The 24,869-nt window shown below is 72.4% G+C and carries 1 protein-coding gene; it reads left to right on the top strand.

What is annotated here, in order from left to right; translation table 11 throughout:
• The gene (locus ACIQVL_RS36230) at positions 1–24,846 is read left to right on the top strand and encodes a lonely Cys domain-containing protein (protein WP_403477451.1); all 24,846 of its coding nucleotides are present in this window, start codon (positions 1–3) and stop codon (positions 24,844–24,846) included.
• Positions 24,847–24,869 lie beyond the last annotated feature (23 nt).

Here is a 24,869-nt window from a genome sequence, read left to right on the forward strand (position 1 = left end):
ATGTCTGAGTCGATCTTCCAGGACAAGAACTGGGACCCCAACCCCGTTTACGAACTCGGCAACGCCCTCATCGACTTCGGTGACTACCTGGACGAGCAGGTCGCCCGGATGACCAGCGCCGAGTTCGATCTGAACAACGGGGCGTGGCAGGGCGACGCCGAGATGTGGATGACTCAGGCCTACTCCGACCAGCGCGAATCGGTGATGGAGATCATCGAGGAGTTCTGGGACACCGGCGAGATGATCAACTATTACGCCATGCTCCGCACCGAGCAGGAGGCCACGCTCGCGAAGCAGTCGCTGGCGAATCTCATCGCGGGCATCGTCGGTGCCCTGCTCGGCGCGCTCCTGTTCGTGGCACCGGAACTCCTCGGCCTCATCGGCGTCGGAATGGAAATCCTCGCGGATATCGGCGGGATGGTGGGGAGCATCTTCACCTTCCTGGTGAACGTCGGCAAGAGCGTCGGCCAGTTCGTCGGCAGCGCCGCCACCGCGGTCGGCGAGGCCCTGCCCGACTGGGTGGTGACGATGGCCACCACCACCGGGAAAGTCGCCCAGTTCGGCATCGAGTTCATGGGCGTCAACGCGGCCTCGGTGGCGGCGGGCAACGCCGCCGCCGGCCTGGAGACGACCGCCGAGCAGCTCATCCCCGTCCCCACCTCCCTGGAGCAGATCCCCGGTTTCCTCTCGGACCTGGTGCTGTGGGGCGGGATCGGCGTCGCCGTGGCCTCCGCCGCCAAGGGCCTGGTCAACGTGGCCAGGGAGAAGCTGGACATCATCAAGGCCGACATGAACGTCGGGGACGTGAACGTCGGCGTCGGCGACGTGGGCACCTCCGCCGGCAGCGCGTCGACGGGCACCGGTTCCGGTACGGGCCTGACCCTGCCGTCCTCGGCCGGCACCGTCTCCTCCGTGAGCGGGACGATCGCCGACTCCTCCAAGGGCCTCACCAAGTCCGACCTGACGCTGTCCTCGGACGTCGAGGTCAACTCCGCCGTGACCCGGACGCTCACGGGCACCACGGTGCGCACCTCCACGGACACGGCACCGGCCCCGACGCCCACCAAGGTGACGACGACCGTGGCACCCGACGGCCCGAGCGCCGGCGGCGGGACGGCCGTACCCGACAAGGTGACCCCGGTGGACGCCGGCACCTCGCCCGGCGGCTCCTCCGCGGTCAAGACGGCCACCGACGGCGCCACCCAGCCCGTACAGCCCGCGCCGAAGACCGACACGGCAGGCGGGAGCACGGGCGGGAGCAGCATCACGAGCGGCGTGGCGGACGGCTCCACGGGTCAGTCCGTCCTGCACGACGTCGGCTCCGGCCTGAGCAGTGTGGCCAAGACGGCGCAGGCCGCACAGCGCACGGTGGACGCCACGACGGTCGGACACTCGACAGGCAGCGGCCCGGAGTCTGCGGGCGCCACCGGCGCCGAGCACGTGGTGCGCACGAACCTGGAGGCCCAGCCGGCCACCAGTACCCCGCACGAGGCGACCGCGCAGACGCCGAGCCCGACTTCGGCCGCCGACACCGGCGCCAGGGCACAGGACACGGGAGGCAACGCGGCACCGGGCGTGGCGAAGGCGGTCGACGCCGGGGTGAAGCAGACGCAGAGCGCCCTGCGGACCGTCGGCGACAACCACGCCGCCGCCTCGGACGCAGCCGTGCGCAACGCGACGCCCGAGGAGACGGTGTCCCCGGTGCAGTCCGTCGTGTCCGCGAAGCCGGAGGTCGTCCATCCGTCCGCTCCGGTGCGCGAGGCGTCGGTCGGGCAGATCGAGGGCGGCGCTCGTACGGGCACGCCTGACGCGTCCGGGCGCAGCGGTTCGCCGGACGCGTCGACGCGCAACGGTGCCTCGGGCGGGAGCGCGCGCACGGCGGGGGCCGAGAACACGGTCTCTGCGGTGCGCGAGGCATCGTCCGGGCGGATCGAGGACGGCGGCCGTACGGGCACGCCGGAAGCGGCGGGAAGCACGGCTCCCAGGGCCGCGGACGCGGCGCAGAGTGCCCGCGGCACGGCCGACGGCGGCGTGGCGGCGAAGGCGGTCGGCGTCCGCGCCAACCTCGGGGACACGGCCGTACGCCCGGAGGCGGACCAGGGGCAGCGCGCCTCCGGTGCCGCCGAGGGGACACGCACGGTCCGGAACGCGGGACGTGAACCGTTGACGTCGGCCGCCGGGTTGGGCGGCCGGCAGGTGCGGCCCGCGGGCAGGGCGGACGCCCGGTCCGCGTCGGGCGCGGCCGGCGACCCGGCCGCGCCCGCCGGGCCGGCGATGGACAGGACCACGCCCGTGGAGGCGACCGAGGCGACGGTGCACGGGGCGTCGGCCAGGGCCGGGTCCGGGTCCGAGGCCGACGGGGCCGGTCAGACCCGGACGGGCGCGCCCGGCGAGACGTCACGCGCCCAGCGCGGCGCGGACGAAGCGCGCTCGGCCGTCAGGCCCGAGGAAGCGGAGACCGTACGGACCGCGTCGGACCGGAACTCCGCCGACACGAGCAGCGTCCAGGCGGAACGGCAGCGGGTCGCCGACTTCAGGGAGGCCGCGAAGCGTCAGAAGGAAGAGGCGCGCCAGACGGCCGTGGCAGGCAAGGAGGCCGACGAGACGTCCGCCGCTGCCAAGTCCGCCGACGCGACCGACGGCACCGACGTGACCGACGCGTCGGCGGCGTCGCGCGAGACACCGGGCCAGGTCCGGGACCAGAGTTCGGCCGGTCGGACGCCGGAGCACGAGTCGGCCGCCACCGGCAGCGAGGCCGATCCGGCGCACGCACAGCCCGGCGACAGGACCGGGGAGTACCTCGGGGACGGGCAGGTTTCGTACGACTACCGGCACGAGGTGTCGGAGGCGAAGAACGCCGCGTACGAGGAATCGAAGCGTCAGCAGAACGAGACCTACGAGTCCCGGCTGGCGGAGGAGGCGGAACGGGCCGACCAGCGGATGCAGCGCAACCAGCGCCTCTGGAACACCTTCGAGGGCCTCCGCAGTGAACTGGCGCACGAATACCCCGCCGTGAAGTCCGAGCCGGTCAGGGACATCGAGGCCGCCGTCAGGGACGAGGGCGTCTCGGGCCGGTACGCCGAATCGATGGCCGACGCCTATCACAAGGCGATGGACGAGCACCGGCAGTACCTGAAGGAGAACCCGGAGAAACGTGCCGAGGAACTCCAGGGCGGGGTTGACTCCGAGACCGGCGCCGTGACGCACTCTCCGTTGCAGGCCAAGCTGGTCAAGGCACTGGAGTCGGTGCTGGACGACAACTACCGGGGCCCGACCCCCGCCGAGCTGGTCGACGCGATCTGGCGCTCGGAGGACAGCCACGGTCCCAGCAGCTGGGCCCGGAAGCTGGGCGTTCCGGAGGACCTCGTCTCCACCGTGGGCAGCGCCTTCCAGGAGGCCCGCCACGAGTACGGCAGGGCGGGGGAGACCGACCTCGGCACCTACGCGTTCGAGGGAATCCTGAGCGGCAAGCTGGAGAGCCACCTCAGCAATGTGGAACACAACCTGTCGATCCGCTCGCTTGCCGACCAGATGATCCGCGAGGACAGCCGGTTGCAGAGCGGTCAGCCACGGCCGTGGCGGGAGGAGGTCAAGCAGCGGCTCGAAACGCAGGTGTCGGACATCGAGGACGCCGTCGAGCGGGGTGACATCTCCACCGCCAAGGGTGAGGCCGACATCCGGAGCCTCTACGACGCGCTTCCCCAGGAGTTCGCGCTGGAGGCCGCGGTGCGGCAGCTGCGCGGTGCTGCGGAGGACGCCTTCGACCGCGCCCTGACCCACCCGGACCGACCGAACGAGCAGGTGTTCGCCTCCGAGGCACTGTTCGACCGGCGGCCGTTCTCACCGAAGGACGAGGCGAGCCTCCGGACGGACTTCCTGAACGAGTTCACCACCGAGCTGCGCGGCAGCGCCCGGCAGCTGGAACAGGAACTGGACGGGGGCATGGCCCACCCGGACTTCCTGCCGAACCTGTTCCAGAAGGCACAGTCGCGGTTCGACGCCACGGCGCGCGGCCTGGAGACCCGGCTGGTGCAGGCCGAGACCGCCCTGCGCACCTTCGACTCGATGGCCGACTCCAGGGGCCTGGACCGGTCCTCCGACGACATCGGCACAGTCCGCAAGGACTTCCTCGACGAGTACACCAAGGCCACCGGCGAACTCTCCGACGGCCGCCCGGCGCGCGAACTCGACAGCACCGCCTACGCGGATGGGGCCCGCCAATTCGACCAGGCCCTGCGCGCACTCGAGGACCGCTGGGCGGGCAGGCTCGACGCCAAGGCCGCCGAGCGCGACATGCGCGAGCACGCCGATCAACTGGGCGGCTATCGGCCCGACGCCTCCGACAGCGTCGCCGACAAGGTGATCGAGGACCACAACAAGGCCGTCGAAGCAGCGGCGACCGAGATCCTCGGCTCCCGCAGGCCGGAGGAACTGTCCGCCGACGACTGGGCCGCGTACACCGCCGAACTGAGCCAGGCGCACACCCGCCTGATGGACAGGATGGACGCCCGCTACGACCTCCACTCCGGCCTGGAGGGGACGCTGGAGGCCGCGGACAGGCAGCTCCGCTTCACCGCCGGGGCCGGCAAGGGGGCCGAACTGGGCTCGCAGGCCAAGCGGGTCCAGGACGACATGCGCAAGACGCTCACCGAGACCTATCGCGAACAGGTCGGCATGCCCGAGCAGGGCCGGTGGTCGGACGAGGAACTGGCAGCACGGGAAGCGGCCTTCGACGAGACGGTCCTGGACCCGTACGTCCGATCCCTCAGCGACCGTCTGGCCTACGAGGGGGCCTTCGACACGGCGCTGACCGATGGCGGCCGCCGCTTCAACGAGCTGACCAGCAAGGTCGACGAGGAGGCCGGAACGGTCACCGGCCGCTACGCGCTGAACGGGTACGACCTGGGCCGGGTGGCCGACGACTTCCGCAGCGATTCCGCCCGGACCCACCAGGAGATCTTCGGCCCGAACGGCCGCGACGTCGAAGCCGCGCTCGGCACCGAGCGGGCCGGCGGCGACGCCTTCGGCACGGCACGCGATCAGGCCCGGAGCGACCTCGTGCGCGAGGTGGAGATGCCCCGCCACCGAGCGCAGCAGGACGCGTGGCGGGCCCAGATGATGCAGATGCTGCAGAAGACGGGGGCGCAGGTCGACGTGCGCCGGCAGGTCGAGACGAAGGAGTCGGCCATCGGCTCCGCGGACGCCCGCCAGACCTTCCACGAGGGCAGCAGGCAGGTGCTGGACTCCTTCGAGCAGGAGCTGAGGGGTGCTCGGACACCGGAGGACGTCGGTACGGCGGTGCGCACCGCGCAGGAGCAGGTCCAGGCACTGTACGACGATGCCGCGACCGCCGACGCGGAGTACCGCCAGTGGCGGGAGAACCCCACGTGGAAGCTGGACTTCGCGCAACTGGCCGTCGACCGGACCCCCTTCACGGAATCCGGCCGCACGCAGGAGCGGGCCGACGCGCGGACTCCCGACGCGACGCCGCTGACGGAGGGCGCGGGCGGGGTGTTGGCGGACCTCCGTGCCGGGACGGAGCTCCGTGCCCAGGTGTACGGGGAGTTCGAGCAGAAGCTCGCCGACAACCCGGCCCTGGCGCAGACCATTCCGTACGCGGAGCAGGTGAACGCCCGCGAGTGGTTCGCCGACCAGCGGTCGCAGGCGGCACAACAGGCGGACTTCGACCACGACGCGCTCAACGCCCAGCTGGACGCCAGGCTCGAACAGGCGTACAGGCAGGCGAAGGCCACGGCGGAGGTGCACGGGGCCTTCGACCGCGAGATCGCCGCCGGGTCGCGGTATCTGCCCGCGGGGGACCTGTTCAGGGGATCGGCCGAGGCCCGCTCGGTCCGCGACGCCTTCGCCCAGGCGATGACCACCGCCCCCCTCGGTGACGAGGGGGCGCCGGCCGCGGAGCTGGTGGAGCAGTTCCGGCAGGAGTACCGGACGACGCACCGGGCCTGGTGGGCCGAGCAGCGCGCCCAGGACGCGTTCGAGCGGGCACTCGTGGTTCTCCCCGACGGAGTCGACCTCACGCGCGGTGGCCCGGGGTGGGCCCGGGAGCAGCATGCCTGGTACGACAGCCGGCTGCGGGAACTGCGCGAGCAGTACACCGAGGAGTGGCTCGCCGAGGGCACGTTCCGCCCCACCGAGGAGACGGCGAACCGTCTGCAGACGGCCGTCCGCCACGTGGCGTCGATCCTGAAGGATCAGGCCGAGTCCCTGAGCGAGCCGGTCCAGCAGGCCGTCGAGCTGGCCCGGACCATGGGAGAGGAGCGCGGCTGGTCCCAGCAGCTGGCCTTGAGCTACCGGACCGAACAGGCAGCGCTCATCCGCGACTTCGTCGCCTCCACCGCAGCCCGCAAGCCGGGCGACCGTTCCTCGGCCACCGCGGACCTCGCCGCCGCGTTCGACACGTTGCGGGACGCGGCCCGCATCCGTCATCTCGCGCACCAGGACCTGGCCGAGTCGCTGTCCGCCGCGCAGTTGGCGCCCGTGACCGTGACCTCGCGCGACGTGGCCGACTGGGCCCAACGGGAGTTCGACCGCATCCGTGCGGAACACGTCGAGGCGTTCGAGCAGAAGCATCAGACCACGACACCCCAGGCGCCCTCGCGGCAGGAGCGGCAGTCGGCCGCCGTCGATGCCGATGCCAATTCCAATGCCGCGTACACCTCCTCCGACGATTTGCTCGACGATCTGGTCGGGTCGACCCGGATCTCCGATGTGCGGGAGGTGGCCGCGGACCGGACGCTGGGCGTGGACGTCTTCGGTGTGCTGGCACCGCAGGACCCCCCGGCCTTCCTGCGGGATCCGGCCACCGGCCTGCCGTACGACTACACCGGGCTCGGCCCCGACCACGGCGCGCACTACCTGTACATGATGAACATGCTGGAACCGGCTCCGGAGCCCGGAGCCATGGACCCTTCCCAGTGGGACATCGACGAGGGGGCCTACAGCCACCAGGGGACACACCATCGGGTGCCGCTGCTGGTGTCCGCCGTCTGGCAGGGCGACCCGCTGTCGGACACCGGCGCGTCGGCCGGGTTCTGGGAGAGGTTCGGCGGCGCGGCCGTGCGGTTCGCGGGCCAGGCGCAGTTCGTGCTGTTCACGGACGTGACCCGCGCCGACCTGGAGCAGGTCCTGGCTCTGACCGACTGGTCCGAGGACCCGCAGCAGCTGGCGGTGCAGCGGATGGCGGCCTGGGCGCAGCAGGCCGGGATCGCCCTGGTCAACATCGCGGAGGTGTTCAACTCCGCCCGGCCCATGGCCCTGCACGCGGAGTTCGCCACCGAGACGGCGAAGCAGACGGGTCCGGGATGGGCCGCCGCCAGCGATGTCGTGCGCTGGGAGATCGCGGACCGGTTCGGCGGGCTCTACAGCGACGGCGACAACACCATCACCAGCCTGGAGGACTTCCGGAAGGTTGCGGACAGCCCGTCCGGGATCGCCGTGCACCGCCAGGGGGAGAGCGTCGCGAACTCGGCGGTGCTGGTTCCGCCCGGGCATCCGGTCATCGGCGAGATCCGCGAGCTCATGCGGCAGCAGTACGGCAGGACCCAGCGCGACATGTACTCCGCCGCCGGCGAGCTGCGCGACTACTGGTGGCGGACCGAGGTGGGCCGGGCCCGACGGAACTCGGTGCTGATGCGCACCTTCCCGCCCGCGGTGATCGACGTACTGACGAAGGCCGCAGGTGTCGAACACCACCGGCAGCTGCCCCGCCTCGAAGGCGTCGGCATCGGCACCGACGGGAGCTGGAAGAAGTCCGGCCCCCGGACGCCGTCGGCCATGGGGCGTGCGCAGACCCTCGCCTTCACGCAGAAGGTCGTGCAGAGCCTGGTACGGGACCTGTACAACCGCGACGGGGACCTGCGGCTGACGGCCGCCGCCGAGGCCGTCGCCCGGCATCCGCAGCCGCAGTTGGTGTGGGAGGCAGCGGTGCGGTTCCTCGCCTCCCGCGAGGACATGCGGGCTCTCGTGCGCGGTGTCACGATGCGCCGCCTGGTCGGGGCGGACGAGGAGTTCGTGGCCGAACTGCCCGAGACCGTACGTGGTCTGCTGCGGCCGGTGCAGGGCGAGAGGCCGCCGCTGGGGGCCGCCGAGGGGGACGACGCCGACCGGTTCTGGTTCGGCGAGGAACACAGCGGAGGATGGTGGCTCGGGGAACAGTCGGTCGCCACCCGCCTGGAGCCCTACCGGCGTCCCGCGAAGGACACGGCGCCCCGGAGGTCACCGGGCACGTCATACGGCACGTCGTCCGGTACGTCCTCGCGGACGGCCGGCGCGTCGGACACGGCCGTGGAGAGGGCCGCGGACACGAGCGCGGACACCTACCAGGCAGTCCTGCCGATCGGAACCCCGGTGGCCCTCGAAGGGCCGCGCCAAGGCGTGGAGCTCACCCTGGTGCCTGCCCCGGCGTTGCCCTCGGCCGAGGGCAAGGGCAAGGCCAGGGAGCAGTCGTTCGCGTACCGGCGTTCGAACCCGCGGGGTGCGGTCCCGACCGAGTACCACGTCAGCGACATGGGAGACGTCACGTTGCCCTCGGGCGAGGTGCTGTCCGCGGACGGTTGGGTGCGGTTCGGCGGCGACTTCGTCCATCCGGCTTCGGGGGCCCTGATGTTCGGGGACACCGGCTGGATCGGCCAGGTGCACGACCTGGACGAGTTGCTGGAACACCCCGACTTCCCGGAGCCCGGTACCGCACGGCACACCCTGGTGGCGGACCCGTCGTACATCTACCTGGCCCCGGCCGGGCAGGCCGGGGCTCCAGGCGTTGACGCGGTCCGCATCACGCTGGACCCGGACAACCTGGCCGGCACGGATCAGAGGCACGGGCCGCAGGCCGGGGCGTCGTCCGCAGAGTCGGGCGAGACCTCTGCCCGGACGTCGAGCGGGACCGCGGCCGGGACCGCTGCCGCGACGTCGCCCGAGCGCTCTGCCGAGACCGCGGCCGCCATGACGGCCGAGGACCCTGCCGAAACGGCAGCCGAGAGGTCTGCCGAGACCACGGCCGAGGCGTCCGCCGAAGCCGCGCCCGAGTCGTCCGCCGAAGCCACAGGCGCGGCGTCGGGCGAGAACTCTGCCGGCACGGCGGCCGGGACGGGATCCGGCAGGACCTCGGAGGGTGCGGGGGATCCCGCCAGGCCCCCCGTTCCCGAGATCGTCGTCACGCCGCCCGACGACGAGCGCGAGCCCTGGTACCTGTCCTTCGACGCCATGGGCCAGGCCGTCGTGCCGGACTCGGTGGAGCAGGTCGAGTTCACCGAGAAGCAGGCCGAGCGCTGGGCGGACCGGGTCAGCCGGCCGCTCGTCCTGCCCGGTCCCGGGCCGCACGACGCGCTGCGGGCGGGGATCCGGGACGAGGTCCGGAAACTGCTGCTGACCGTCAAGCCCAAGGACTGGGACAACGTGCTCGCGGTCGGCCGTACGGTGGTCGTCGACGGCCGCCTGGTGTGGCTCCGCCCGATGCTGCGGACGCTGTCCCCCGTGCCTCCGAAGACGGGCGATGTCAGCGAGTACCCGGTCGGCTTCGCGGTGACCCAGACCGGCGGCGAGACCAGCCGCGAGACGGTCCAGGGCGCCGACTCCGTCCTGTTCACCGCCCTCAACCTGGGCACGAGTGTCGCCGCCTCGATCGCCGCCCTCGCCGTGCCGCAGGTCCTCGTCGGCTCCTCGAAGGAGAAGAGCGACTCCTGGGCGCAGACGGTCCTGTCCGGCCGCAAGCCCTTCATCAACAAGTTCAACCGGTTCACGGCCGGCCTCGAGATGCACGTCTTCGTCGGCGGCGAGGAGGTCACGGGCGCGAACCGTCCGGTCACCGTGCCCGAACGTGTCCAGGTCGACCTTCCCGCCCCCTACTCGGACGCGGGCCAGCAGCAGCCGGACCGCCACGCCCCCGAGCAGCCGCGCCCCGTCAAGCCCCGCAAGGGCGGCCCGTCCCAGGCCAGGGAGCTGCTCAACGCGGTCAACCTCACGCCCGTCATCGCGGGACTCCAGCGCAACCTCCTCGCCGCCGGTCTCCCCGCCCCCCACGTCAAGAAGATCATGACCGGGCTGGGGATGGACAAGTCCCAGGGCTTCCTCAGCGAGCCGACCGCGCGCAACCGCTATGCCTGGTGGACCGGCGGGGACGTCTCCAACAGCATCGAGGTCTCCGGGCCGTTGGGCAAGAAGTTCCAGGGGCATCTGCGCATCCAGGCCCAGGTCGACAGCCTCCAGTACGTCGGCGACACCAACGTCGGCACACGTGACGACATCGGCGCGGGCTTCAGCCGTACGGCGTCCAGCAAGGGTGCGTCGGTCGCCGGCCTCGGCGGTGGCTACAACACGGCCGGTATCGGCGGTGCCTCCGACGCGTCGACCGCGGGCACCGACCCCGAGACCACCCTCCCCGGGCAGGAGGCCCCGCAACACGAGTCGGTCGAGGTGAAGGGCGTCGCCCCCGCCGTCGGCCTGTCCGTGACCGGCGACCGCGGCACCGGCTACTCCCTGGACACCGCCCACATGAGCCACACGGTGCTGAACGTCTTCGGCGACCAGAGCCGTTACCGCACCGGGCTCCGGCTGACCGCCACCATGGAGTCCAGCACCCACAACATCGCCCCGGTCGTGGTGACCACCGAGTCCGAGCAGAGCGTGCCGAAGCGCGAGGCCGCCCAGTTCGTGGAAGGTACGGTCGGTCCGGGCTGGACCGCCGACCTGCGCCCGGTGGACGGCGGCGAGAACGCCCGACGCCACCGGGTCTTCGCGCTGCCCGCGCCCCGGCAGGTCAGGAAGCTGCCGACCACGCGCTCACCGTTCCGCTTCGGCATGGACGTGTCCGGGCCGGGCCTGCTGCGGCCGCATCCGCGCGAGCCGCTGCCGCTGGCCGCACGCCGGGGCCTCGGCTTCGGCATGCCGATCGCCCTGCCGGGCTCGGAGGGACTTCAGCAGAACCTCCGCGACGCCATCGAGCGGCACCACGTCAAGGCGCTCGGAGCCAAGAAGGCCTCGAAGAGCGACTGGGCGAACGCCGACCGGGACCTCGCGATGTTCTACGGCCGCTCCGCGCTGGAGGCCGACCCGAACCAGGCGCTGCTGGGCATCCACCGCACCATCGAGGTCGGCGGGCGCCGCTACAAGGTGTCGGCGAAGATGAGCTGGGGCGACCGGGTCACCGGAGCCAACCCGCTGACCGGTCCGGTGAACGAGGACAACCCGCTGGGCGAGACCTACTCGATGAAGGTCAACGCCCGGGTCGTCAACGGTGCGACGGTCGCGGGGGAGCGCGGCAAGGGCGCCAAGGCCCGGTTCGCGTTCGGCGGCGGCGCCCGGCTCGCCATTCCGGAGCACGAGTTCAACATCGGCTCCCTGCACATCAAGACCCCGCCCTTCCGGCTCGCCGTGGGCGCCTTCCGCGGACTGCTGAGCCGCTCCGGCGGCAAGAGCGACAAGTTCTCCGGACTGGCCAAGGAGTACCGGCGTACGGAGACGGCCAAGAAGGTCGACGAGCACCGCTACGGGATGACCCTGCAGTGGACGGTCACACCGGAGGGAAAGAAGCCGTCGTACCTCAGCGGCAGCAACCCCACGACCGCGCGGATCGTCGTTCCGCACGAGCACGTCCCGGATCGGCCCGTCTCCCTGGAGCAGGCCCAGGCGGCGGGCCGGACCGAGGCCACCGGGCACCGCCCGGAGACCGAGCGGCCGTTGGACTTCAGCAGCGGTACCCACGGTTTGTACCCGGTCTTCCACCTGATGCCGGAGCTGGCCCAGCTCGGCGCCCGCATGTACGCGAGGCAGCACAGACTGCCCGACAGCTGGCTGCGCAACCCGGCCGAGTGGCCGGAGGAGATCCGTGACCTCGCCCACCCCGGGATCCTGACCTCCCGGTTCGGCGCCATGACCGGCGCCTTCGGCCACGAGTCCGAGCTTCCGAAGGACGGCAGGCACAAGCAGGCGTTCCGGGTGAAGCTGCACACCCATGCCCCGAGCGACCTGGGCCGCAGCCCGGATGTCGAGGTCGAGCACTACGCCCAGGCCGCGTCGAGCCATGCGGCCGAGAAGGAGGGCGAGTGGTCCCTCGGGCTGGCCGGCTCCCTCGGACCGCAGTTCCGGTTCGGCTCCGACGCCAACGACGAGGGAGGCCACCACGGCGGCGTGGGCGGCCGGCTGACCGTCCAGGGATACGGTGAGGCCGCCAAGAAGTGGGGCGACGGATCGGGCAAGACGGCCGGACGGATCGACATCACCCGGGCGACCTACGGCGGCGACGTCCACACGGTGCGCACGACGCCGGTCTTCGAGGTGACGTACGTCCGCTGGCGCGGCAAGGAGCTCACCGAGACGACGGAGTTCCTGACCGCCGACGAGGCCCTCGACCTGCTCACCCCCGAACGCCGGCTCTCCGACATCATGCCCGCGGGCGCCCCGCCGGCCGTCACGACCAGCGCTCCGGTGACCGGTGCGACCGAGGCTGCGGCCCCCGTCACCGTCCCGACGATCGTCGTCACCTCCCCCGAAGGCGAGGAGTCGGCCGTCGACGCGGCCCCGGCCGCGGCGGCCGACGTCACCGCGGCCGCGGCCCCCGCCACCCTCCCGACGATCGTCGTCACCCCGCCCGACGGCGAGGAGCACGCCACCGACCCCGGTACGGCCGCGGCCGCCACCGCCGCCGTACCGGACCCCGGCCGGCTCGCGCCGACCGCCCGGCAGCAGTCCGTCGCGCCACCGCCCAGGACCCGCACCTACCTCCACCAGGATCTGATCGCCGGCATCGGGCACCCCGAGGTGATGCGCGCCGACCGTGTGCTGAACGCGATCACCGGGCGGCTGCGCGACCGCGGCGTCATGACCACGGAGAGCGCTCCGGGAGTCGCGCCGCGGCCGAACCTGCTGATGCGGTCGCTGAGTTCGTCGTTCTCCTCCGACGCGTTGCGGACCGAGTGGCACGCCCTGACCACCAACCAGGGCGTGAGCCGCTGGTTCCCGGTGCCGGGTCCCCTCGGCACCACCCGCTATCTGTGGGTGAAGGTCACCGCGACCCGGCTCGGCGCGGCGGCCGGGCAGCGGGCCCGGGACGACATCAAGCTCACCCTGCGGGGCGAGTCGGTGGACGAGGACTCGAAGAGTGAGGCCTCCGGCGCCGAGTTCAGCGGCGGACTGGATCTGCGTGGCCGGATCGGGGCCGGGTCGCTGCACGGCGGTCTGGAAGGCGGCGTCGAATACTCCGCGTCCCGCGGTGAGGCGGACGAGGAGGCCAAGAAGAAGGTCAAGATCTACCGGGCCAACCCCAAGGACGCCTCGGAGGAGTTCAACCACGACGTCACCTTCCGGGTCGAGATGGGCACCACCACCGAACTGCCGGAGGCGCTGACTCTGCCCGCGCGCGGCGTCGGCCGGATCACCCGCCTGTTCTCCGGCCGGCCGAGCCGTGACAAGGGGGTGTTCACCTGGTACGACGCGGGAGACGGCACCCCGGGCAACGCGGCGCCGGTGCAGGGCGGCAGCGTACGACTGCTCGTGCCCCGGCACCTCACGGCCGCGGTCGAGGAATGGCCTCGGGCCATCGACCTCACCGGAGCCCACGAGACCGAGGTCGGCTGGGAGCCCGCGCCGAAGCCGAGCACGCTCGAGAAGCCCGATCCGGCGCAGCCCGCCGAGCCGCGGACCGAGCCGCCCCAGGAACAGCAGGCCGTCCCGGCCCCCCAGGCGTCCGAGTCCGTCGCGGAGCAGGAGCAGGAGCAGGAGCAGGAGCCGGACCGGGCGGCCGAGTTGCCGGAGGCCCTGCTGGAGAACCTGCACCCGTGGTCCGTGCCCGCCGCCGCGTCCATCGGGCGCTGGGCGGCCGTCACCGCCGTACGCCACCGCACTCCGCCCGTTCTCGATGTCAACGCGCCCCCGCATGTCTCGGGCCTCGACTTCACCACCCGGGCGGGGCTGCGCTACCAGCACTTCACCAGCGGGAACATGCTGCGGCCGCACATCAAGGAGCTGCTGAAGCAGACCTACGAGGTCCCGGTCGGCGACAAGAAGGCCGTCGTGGGCCTGCGGCTGGACGGTGCGGAGATCCTGGGCCCGCCCGAGGGCACCCTCATCAAGCAGCGGACGTACACGCAGACCGACGAGGAACCCAAGCACGCCGTGGAGCGGGAGAGCGGCTGGCAGTTCACGCTCGGGCCCGAGATGGGCGGCTCGCTGGGCGACCACAAGATGTTCGACCGGCTGCCCATCACCATCAAGAACTGGATCAACGGCCGCAAACGGACCACCGCCATCGGCGACACCGACGAACGCAACAAGGAAGGCCAGCGCAACTACCGGCTCTACCGCTTCGACGTCACCGCGATCATCAAGGGCCCGCACGGAACGGTCAGCGTCAAGATCCCGGACGGACTGTTCGGCATGCTGCCGATCGACAAGGCGACCGGCAGGCTCGCGGACGGCCTGGAGGACCGGCTGAACGGCCTCCTGGCTCCGCCGCCGGCCCCGGTGCCCCCGATGCCGACCCGCCCGGCCCCGGCCCCGCCGGTCCCGACCCGCCCCACGCCGGCACCTCCGATGCCGACCCGCCCGGCACCTGCGGTGCCGGCGCGTACCTCGTCGTTGTCCGCGAAGCACTCCCACCCGGCTCCGGAGCTCGCGATGCCGAGCCGTCCGGCCCCGGCGCCGCCGATCCCGGAACGTACCTCGTCGCTGTCGGCGCGGACCGCCGACCCGGTGACGATTCCCCCGATGCCGACGCGTCCCGCGCCCCCGGTGCCCGAGCAGGCGCGGGACGTCTCCCCGGGAGAGGAAGGCTATCGGCAGGACGACGACCCCGAATCGCAGTTCCGCCTCGGTACGGCGGCATTGCTGGAGGAGACGGTGACCGCCGCGCTGCGCGAGCGCTTCGGCCTGGAGGCGGTGGTCAGCCTCGGGGGCGGCGGCGCTGTGTCGGCGGTCAGGCCGGTGCGCTCCATCCAGGATCTGGACATGCGGCTCACTCTGCCCGACGGCGTCGGGGCCGAGCAGCGCGCGGCGATCATGCGGCACATCCAGGACGACGTCCTGGTCGACGGTGAGCAGTCCTCCGGGACGACGGTGCGTGGGCGGTTCGGCGATGTCGAGACGAGTGTGACCCTCGCGCCGGTCCCCGTGGCGGCGCGCCCGCTCCAGGTGGTGGACGGCTCGGACACCGTCGACGTCAGCGTGGTGGACACCGCCCGGCTCTTCGCCGACAAGGTCCTCGCGTTCGTGGCACGCAAGGCGGATCCCTCCGACGCGGACGGCGCGGCGTGGGTGGTGGAGAAGCGGCTCCGTGACGCCGCGGACATCCTCGCCCTGGCCGACCGGCTCTCGGAGGAGCGGGCGCTGAGCGAGACGATGGCGGGTCTCGCGGAGGGGACACTTCCCGCGCCGCCGAAGTGGGCGGAGCAGAAGCCGGCGAGGTTCGCGCAGACGCTGAGCGAACTGCGCAAGGCCGGGCAGGACCATTTCACCGATTCCCAGTGGTCGGCACTGCGCGACATCGGTCGCCTGCTGCCCAACGCCGCCAGGCCCACGAAACCCGGCACGGCCGCGCCGACCGAGCAGGAGCGGGCGGCGCTGGCGGAGGAGAAGCTGGCACGGCGCCAGGCGAAGAAGGAGCAGGGGGCGGCCCGGCGCGCCGCGGCGGCAGGTCGTGCTGCACCCGGCCGGGCATCCGAGGCCTCCGCGGTCCTGGTACCCGACCCGACGCCGTCCGGACTGGGCGAGCAGGCACAGGAGCCCGAGCCGCAGCGGACGCCCGTGGCCGACGTGCCGGTGCCCGCGTCGGACGAGAGCCTCGCTCCGGCGCCGCTCCCGGCGGTCGACGGGCGGACGGTCGTCCAGGTGCCCGGCCAGGAGGGGATGCTTCTGCGGGCACCTCGCGGCGAGGCTCCGAAGCTGCTCGGGACCGGCGCCGATTCGGGCTTGTTCAGTGTGGCGAACGTGAACAACAGGGTCGTCGTGCAGGAGCTGGCGGCGACCGGTGGTCCGGCCGTGCACACCTGGACGTTCGCTCGCCTGGGCGGTCTGCGCCTCGCCGAGGAGAGCGTCCTGCTGAGCGGCGGCACCTTCCACGGCTCCATGATCACGATCGCGGGCGGGAACGTCGGTGACGTGCACGCCGACGGTGCCGAGTGGCCGGCCAGGCTGGGCGAGGGCGACGAGATCATCATCGCCTCGACGGCCGGCAACCAGATCTACCGCCGGACCACGGGCGGGTTCAGCACGGTGTCCGCACCGGAGCTCACCCCACCGGTACGGCCCGCACATCTCTCCGGCGAGCAGGGTGAACGCTGGGACGCCGCCGTGAACCTGGCCCGGACCCATCTGGGCGCGGCCGCGGCCGACCAGCAGCTGAAGCTGTACATGCTGGGTGTCACCATCGGCGCGTTCACGTCGAAGAAGGGCTACGGCGGTTTCGTCACCCCCCGCGCCCTCGAGGGCGACAGGGACCTGGTCGCCAAGGCCCGGACCTTCAACAAGATCACCAAGGGGCTGCTGCACGCCGGTCCGAACCAGCGCGTCACCCTGTGGCGCGGTGTGTCCATGGACCCTGAAGCGGCACAGGCCGATCAGTTCATCGAGCGGCTGCCCGCCTCCACCTCCCAATCCCGTGAGTTCCAGGCCACGTGGGCCAGGCACGGCATCGACAGCAACCGCGTGATCTTCGAAATCGACGTCCCGGCCGACCACGGCAAGTTCGTGATGGCCTATCCGCCCGGCTACGCCGGGACAGCCGATGACGCGCCGGCGCTCAACCAGGACCAGTGGGAGGTGACCCTCTCCCCGACCAGGCTGATCCGCACCGGCCCGTCCCGGGTCGAGGACGGCATCACCGTCATCCCGGTCCGCGCGGAGCAGATCCCGGCCGGTGAGCTGGAGAGCGTGATCACCGAGCCGTGGCCGGGCCTCCCGTCGGTGACCGCGTTCGACGACTTCGGCAGGGCGTTCGAGCAGAGCTCCCTGCGCAGGTGGCCCGGCCTGCAGGACGCCACGGTCCGCGAGGTGGGCGGCACCGACCCGCTGGTCCGGTCGTTCGTGGTCAGCCGCCCCGGCCTCGCCGACGAACTGACCATCACCGTGACCCACAAGCCGGGCGACGACGCGGTCTCGGTGTCGTTCGCCGCCGAAGGCGTCCCACCCTTCAGCCAGGAGTGGAGCGGAACCGGTTTCAGCGACATCGCCGCCGACCTGCGCGGCAACGTCCTGTACGACAACGATCTCTTCGCCACGTTCCCGACGCCCGCCTCCTGGAAGAGCCTCGCCGCCGGTGCCACCCACCCCGACCAGCTCGTCTCCCTGCCCACCGTGTCCCCGGCGAGCCCGCCGACCGGTACCGTCGCCGGTCCCGAACAGCCGGCCGCGGCCGATACAGCCGCCTCTGCCACCAGCCGGGACGGCCTCGATCCGGCCACCACCGAAGCGACCGCGTCATCGGGGACCTGGACCTCGGGAAAGGTCACCTTCGCGCAGGGCTCGACGGAGATCGATCCGGCCCAGCGCAGCCGGCTCAGCGCACTCGCCCGCAAGGTGGTGGAGGTGGGTGTCCGCGACATCCGGGCCGGACTCTGGGCACCCTGGATCACCGTCACCGGGTACGGCAACGGTTCGTGGCTGACGCCGGGACTCAGCGACTGGGGCGCCGAACGCACCGGCCAGGAGCGCGCGGACGCCGTCGCCGGCCTGCTCCGGACCGAGATATGGAACGCCCTGTACCTGCTCCAGGAGAACGACCCGCCCACCGCCGGGCGCATCGACTCCGACGCCTTCAAGGTCGTCTCCCGCAGCGAGGGACGGCAGATCTCCTACGGCAGCCCCCCGGACGGCGTGGACCGGCGGGTCCTGCGGCGGAGGGCGGAGATCGAGATCGACCTGGCGCCCCGCTCGGCGGCCGTGGAACTGCTGGACAACCTACGGCTCGCCGGCCCTGATCGCGCGCTGCGCGAGGCGCCCTTCGACCCGGATCCGTTCGCCCGCCAGATCCTGCACCTGGACCCGCAGCAGCCGGTGCGCGACGCCCACCGCCGGGAGCTGTACGCAGTGGTGGACGAGGCGATCGCGGTCGGCCGGGCCACCAGCCTGGCGGCACTGGGCGCGTACCACCTCTGGCGGCAGGGGGCGCTGTCCGACGCGACTCGGATCACCGCTCCGGACGGCAGGGCCCTGGGTCGCAACTGGACGGGCAGCCCGGTCAACAACCTGGCCACGAAGTCCTACTTCGAGCTGTTCGAGAGCCACATCCTGAACAGCCCGGCGGCGTTGTGGCAGCAGTCGGGTGTCGCTGACGACCGCCCCTACGTCATCGCCGCCCAGGGCGGCCACGACCATGTCAGGGTACGACTCACGGACGGTTCCCTGCCCCGGGTACCGCTGGAGGAGTTCGCCGAGCTGCTCGCCATGGACCAGGACCTGGCCGCGCTCGACGGCCGGCTCCCCGTCGTACTCGCCGTCCCGCGTGCGGGTGCCCTGAGCCCGCGTCTGCCGCGCACCGCCGCCGCCCGGACCGGCAGGACCGTATGGGCGCACAGCGGCGAGGTGAAGCTCTACCAGGACCCGGTGTCGCAGCGGACCCGGATCGCGGAGGTCTACCGCAATCAGACCGTGGACCCGCTGGGCAGTTGGTTCGCCAGCGAGCCGGACGTCCTCTCGCTCGACGCCTCGCCCGCCGGGGCCGAGGAGCGGTTCATGCGCATGACCGACGGGACGCTCGTCGCGGACGACGACATCATGAGCCACACCATCGCCGTGGACGGCCGCACGCACGGCCGTGCCGTGCTCGACGGGGAGGAGGTGCTCCGGCGGGAGCAGTACTACGAGTCCCTGACCTCGGTGAACGGGTACGTGCACATCGACCCCGTCAGCGGGGGCTTCCAGGGTCCGGCCGAGAACGTGCCCTGGGCCGGCCGCGAGGCGTACTTCTTCAACCTGCACGGGGAACCCGGCGCGTTCCGGATCGCGCGGGCCGACGGAACCCCGAAGGGCGCCCGAGGCGACCAGGTCGGCGGCTATCTGCGGCGCCGGCCCAGTCTTCGGCGTCTTCCCGCCGACGGTGTCCTGGTGCTCCTGTCCTGCTGGGTGGGCGCGGCTGCGGACGGTCACGTCTCGGCCAGCCTCGGCAGCCGGGCCCCGTTCGTCGCCGATCCGCTGGCGACCGTCTCCGAGGCCCAGCAGGTGGCCGACCACACCGACCGCACGGTGTTCGCGGCCGACCGGGTCAGCTACCTCACCTACGACCTGGGGGTGAAGCGGCACGGGATCGCCACGACCACCGAGGGGGAGCGGCACAGGTGGCTGGAGCTGCGGCCGGAGCCGGCGGGGTCGGCGCTGGACGAGCTGGCTCGCACGGCGGGTCTGCACACGGGCGCGGACCCGGTTCCGGAGGAGGCCAGGGGCGCGACGCTGCGGTTGGTGCGGGCTCTGCGGCAGGTGTTCGGGGCCTCGGTCGAGGACGACAAGGACGATGCCCACGGGGAGTACCAGCGGTTGCTGCGGGGGGTCGGCGCGCTGGAGTCGATGCGCCACAACGACGCGGGGCTGCGGGACACCGGGCAGTTCACCATGGAGCTGCTGGCGCGGGTCGTCCGTTCGCACCTCGGACGGCCCGCGGGCTCGGCCCTGGACTCGACGGACGTCCTGCCCGTGTTGCAGGCGGCGCAGGCCCAGCAGCCGGGGACTGTGCTGCGTGACTTCGTCGCGCTGCCCTCGGTGGACGAGGCCCTCACATGGCTGGCGAAGGGCGATCCCGGCCAACGGGCCGTCGAGGTTCTGGGCCTGGAGACCGGTCCGGTCACGGAGGTCCACCGGCAGCGGCTGCTGTGGGCGACGGCCAAGGCCGTCGAGGGCCTGTCGGCCGCCGCCGACGTCAACTCCCTGGCGGTCAAGGTCCTGCACCTGAACGCCTCCGCCCAGCCCATGGACGACGCACGGCGTACGGAGCTCTTCTGGACCATGGCGGGGGCCGCCGCCGCGGGCCGTGACGTCCACAGCCCGACGGCGCTCGCCGCGTTCCACCTGGAACGCAACGGTGCCCTGTCCAAGGACACGCTGCTCCACTCCTGGAGCGGCCGGGTGACGGGCCGCAACTGGACCGGCACGCCGATGACCGAACCGCTGATCAGCGACAGGTACATCGCCGTGGACCCGGCCGTAGGCCAGACCAGCGCCGTGGTCCGCCCCGTGCCGTGGGATGCCTCCGCAACCGGTACGGGGCCGATGAAACCCGCCTTCCTGGTGGTGGCCGACGGCAGTCGCGACCACATTGACATGCCGTGGCCGGACGGCTCCCGGCGCCCGGTGCCCGCCGACGAGATCGCCGAACTGCTGGCCAACGACAACCAGCTGAGCAGGCGTGCGCCCGAGGAGCCGATCGTGGCGGTCGTTCGGCACACCGGCCGGAGCGGCCGCCTGATGGCGGCTCTCTCGGACCGGGCGGCGACCAGCAGGACCGTCTTCATGGCCACGACCCAGGCGAACCTCTACCACGAGACCACGGCCAACCAGTACTACCTGTCCGTTCACGAACACCGGGGGGCGAACTCCACGACAGGCTGGGACAGCACCGCCCCCGCGGCTCTGACCCCACCGGCCCAGGCATCGTCCGCGCTGCCGGTCCTCACCAACGCAGCACCGGCGACGGAGGAACGCCTCACCAACGCGGCGTCGACGACCGGAGAACCCCTCACCAATACGGCGGCGACAAGCCAGGCACCCGTCGCCGGCGCAGCGCCGGCCGCCGTCGAGGAGACCGCGGAGACCTCCTCGGTGCCCTGGACGACGGGAAAGGTCACCTTCGAGGAGGGCTCCAAGGACATCGACGCGGTCCAGCGCGGCAATCTCGCCACCCTGGTCGCCAAGGTGGCTGAGGCAGGCCTGCGGGACATCCGGGACGGACACCCGGCGCCGTGGATCACCGTCACCGGATACGGCAACGGCTCGTGGCTCAAGGCGGCCAGCAGCGATCGGGGCGCCGACGCCACGGGCCAGGAGCGCGCCGACGCCGTCGCCGACGTGCTCCGGACCGAGCTGGACAACGCCCTCAACCTGCTCCAGCAGAACGATCCGTCCACCGCCGTTCGTGTCGACGCCGACGCGTTCCGCATCAACAGCCTCAGCGGAGGCCGGAACCTGGCCGTCGACGGCCAGTCGGACGGCGTGGACCTGCGGGTCCTTCGGCGGCGGGCGGAGATCGAGATCGACCTGGCACCGCGCTCACCGGCCATCGAGCGGCTGAACGCCCTGCGGCTGGCAGAACCCGGATCCGGCCTGGCCGAAGGGGCCTTCGACCCGGATCCGCTGGCCCGCCAGATCCTGCACCTGGGCGAGTACCAAACGGTGCGGGACGCCCATCGGCGCGCGCTGTACGACCTGGTGGACGAGGCCGTCGCTGCGGGCCGGGCGACGAGTCTCGCGGCGTTGGGCGCGTACGACCTCTGGCGGCGCGGGGCGCTGTCCGACGCGACCCGGATCACCGCTCCGGACGGCAGGGCCCTGGGTCGCAACTGGACGGACAGCCCGATTACCGACCTGGTCACGGACTCCTACCAGCGGCTGGGCGGCGGCAAGGTCGTCGACAACGCCGTCGCGCTGTGGGGGCAGCAGGGGACCGGCGACAACCGCCCCTATGTCATCGCGGCCAAGGGCGATCACGACCACATCGCGGTGAAGCTGGCGGACGGCACCCGGCCGCCCGTGCCGCTGGAGGAGTTCGCCGAGCTGCTCGCCATGGACCAGGACCTGGCCGCGCTCGACGGCCGGCTCCCCCTCGTACTCGCCGTCCCGCATGCCGGTGCCATGAGCCCGCGTCTGCCGCGTACAGCCGCCGCCCGGACCGGCAGGACCGTGTGGTCGCACGGTGGCAAGGTGAAGCTCTCCGAGCACTCGCTCACGCAGCAGACCCGGATCGAGGTGGTCGACCGCCATGTGGCGGGGGAGCCGATGGGCAGCTGGTTCGCAAGCGAGCCGGACGATCCGGCGCCCACGGCCCGCCCCTCCGGTGTGCGGGAGCGCTTCGTACGCACGATCGACGGGACCCTGGTCCCCGACGACGAGATCATGAGCTACACCCTCGCCACCGACGGGCGCCCGTACGGCCGTTCCGTGTTCACCAGGCGGGACCAGGCCGACCGCGAGCGGTACTACCAGGCTCTGCCGACGTTGAACGAGTACGTGCACATCGACCCGGTCTCCGAGAACCAGCACGGCGCTGCGGAGAAGGTGCCCTGGGCCGGCCGGCCGGCGTACTACTTCGCTCTGCACGGGAGCCCGGGCGCGTTCGCCATCGTGACGACGGACGGGACCCACGAGCAGGTGCGCGGCGACCAGCTCGGCGGGTACCTCCAGCGGCGCCCGAGTCTGCAGGGGCTCGACGCCGACGGAGTCGTGGTGCTCACGTCGTGCTGGGTCGGTGCGGCCACGGACGGTCTCCCTTACATCCACATCGCAGGGCGGAGCCCGTTCGTCGCCGATCCGCTGGCGACCGTCTCCGAGGCCCAGCAGGTGGCCGACCACACCGACCGCACGGTGTTCGCGGTCGACCGGGTCTACTACCTCACGCTCGACCAGGGGGTGAGGCGGCAGGGGATCGCCACGACCGCCGAGGGCGGGCGGCACAGGTGGCTGGAGCTGCGGCCGGAGCCGGCGGGGTCGGCGCTGGACGAGCTGGCTCGCACGGCGGGTCTGCACACGGGTACGGACCCGGTTGCAGAGGAGGCCAGGGGCGCGACGCTGCGGTTGGTGCGGGCTCTGCGGCAGGTGTTCGGGGCCTCGGTCGAGGACGACAAGGACGATGCCCACGGGGAGTACCAGCGGTTGCTGCGGGGGGTCGGCGCGCTGGAGTCGATGCGCCGCAACGATCCGGGGCTGCGGGACACCGGGCAGTTCACCATGGAGCTGCTGGCGCGGGTCGTCCGGTCGCACCTCGGACGGCCCGCGGGCTCGGCCCTGGACTCGACGGACGTACGCGCGGTGCTGGCGGCGGCGGAGGCCCGGTCGGCCGGGACGGCGCTGCGCGACTTCGCCCCGCTCCCGTCGGTGGACAAGGCACTCGCGGCGATGGCGCACGGCGATCAGGACGAGCGGGCCGTCCGGGTCCTGGACCTCGACGCCGGCCCGGTCACGGAGGTCCACCGGCAGCGGCTGCTGTGGGCGACGGTCAAGGCCGTCGAAGGTCTGGAGGCAGCCGCCGACGTCAACGCCCTGGCGGTCAAGGTCCTGCACCTGGACGCCTCCGAGACCGTGGACGACGCACGGCTTGCCGAACTCCTCTGGACGGCGGCCGGGGCGGCCGCGGTCGGCCGCGACGTCCACAGCCCGACCGCGCTCGCCGCGTTCCACCTGGAACGCAACGGAGCCCTGTCCCCGGAGACCCTGCTCGAATCGGACAGCGGCCACATCATCGGGCGCAACTGGACCGGCACGGCCCTGACCGACCCGCTGATCCCGGACAAGTACCTCGCCTCGGCCAACGGCACCGACGGAGCCAACGCCCAGATGCGCTACACGCCCTGGCGTGCCGCCGGAGCTCTCCCCGGCCAGCGGCCCGCCGCCTACTTCGTGCTGGCCAAGGGCGCCGCCGACCACCTCGACATGCCCTGGCCCGACGGCTCCCGGCGCCCGGCGCCCGCCGAGGAGATCGCCGAACTGCTCACCAACGACCCGGTGCTGAACGGCCGCCCGACGCGCGAGGCGATCGTGCCCATCGTGCCGCACACCGGCCGTGGCCGGGCCCTGGCGAAGGCCCTGTCCAGCCGGACAGCCACCACCAGGACCGTGTACACGCCCGCGGTGGACCTCGATCTCTTCCACGACACCGGGACCGAGGAGCACTTCATCGTCGTGGCCCCACAGCCGCAAGGGTCCACTTCACAGTCCGAATGGGTCCGCACCGACCCGCCCACGCTGGCCGCCCCCGCCCAGGCGGCGCCCGCCCCCGCCCTCGTGACAGCGGCCGACGGACAGCACACCGGCGCCGGAGAGCGGCAGCCGTCCGCGGCCGGCCGGGACACGGCGCACACCTCCGCCCCCGTGGAGCTCGTCGAGGGGCCGATGCCGAACGCCGCGATTCCCACGGACGCGGCCGACGTCATCCCCCCGCCGATCCCGTACCCGGGAGGGAAGGTCTTCGTCGCGGCCACCGGCAGCCCCGAAACGGTCCGCACCGCAGGGCTGGTGCCGGGTGGCACGGGCCTGGACCTGGTCGCCTACGCCCAGGTGGGCGGCGCCGGCCATGGGTTCGTGAGCGCCGACACCACGCCCGAGGCGGCCGCGCGACGGCTGAGCGAGGGGTTCGTCTGGGAGATCGACGCGCCGGGCGGCATCGACATCGGCGCCACGCTCGACGCCTACGGGATCCCCCAGGAGGCCACCGGCGGGGACGAGGTCCTCTTCGCCGGCGGCGTCGCCTCCCGGTTCGTCAAGGGCGGCTGGGCCATCGTCCCCGGCGGCGAGGGCAACACCCTCGGCGAGTGGATCCCCAACCCCCGCTACGGCGCCGCCCCCGGCCGCAGGCTGCCGCTCTCCGTGGTGGTCAGAAAGCGTGAGTTCCAGGTGGAGGACGCGGTGTCCGCGGGCGAACTCCGGCTCCTGAACGAGGCGTTGGTCCGGGAGGACACTAAGACGGGTGAGGAGCACGCGCGGGAACTGGGAGCCAGGCTGGCCGGCCACATCGAGGCGGAGCTCGCGAAGGCGGGCACGGCGTCCGGCCACGCCGACCTGTACCTGACCGTGGCGGACGGGAACTCCTCCCTCGCCGGCACGGTGCTGGCCCAGGCCGTCGCGAACGCTCTCGGGCGCCGGGCCGTGCTCACCGTCGGCGGTCTGCGGATCCCCTTCGAGATCTGTTCCTCGCAAAAGTGACACAGACCCGATCCGGCCCCGGA

Source organism: Streptomyces sp. NPDC090499 (genome assembly GCF_044769305.1).
Classification (GTDB): Bacteria; Actinomycetota; Actinomycetes; order Streptomycetales; family Streptomycetaceae; genus Streptomyces.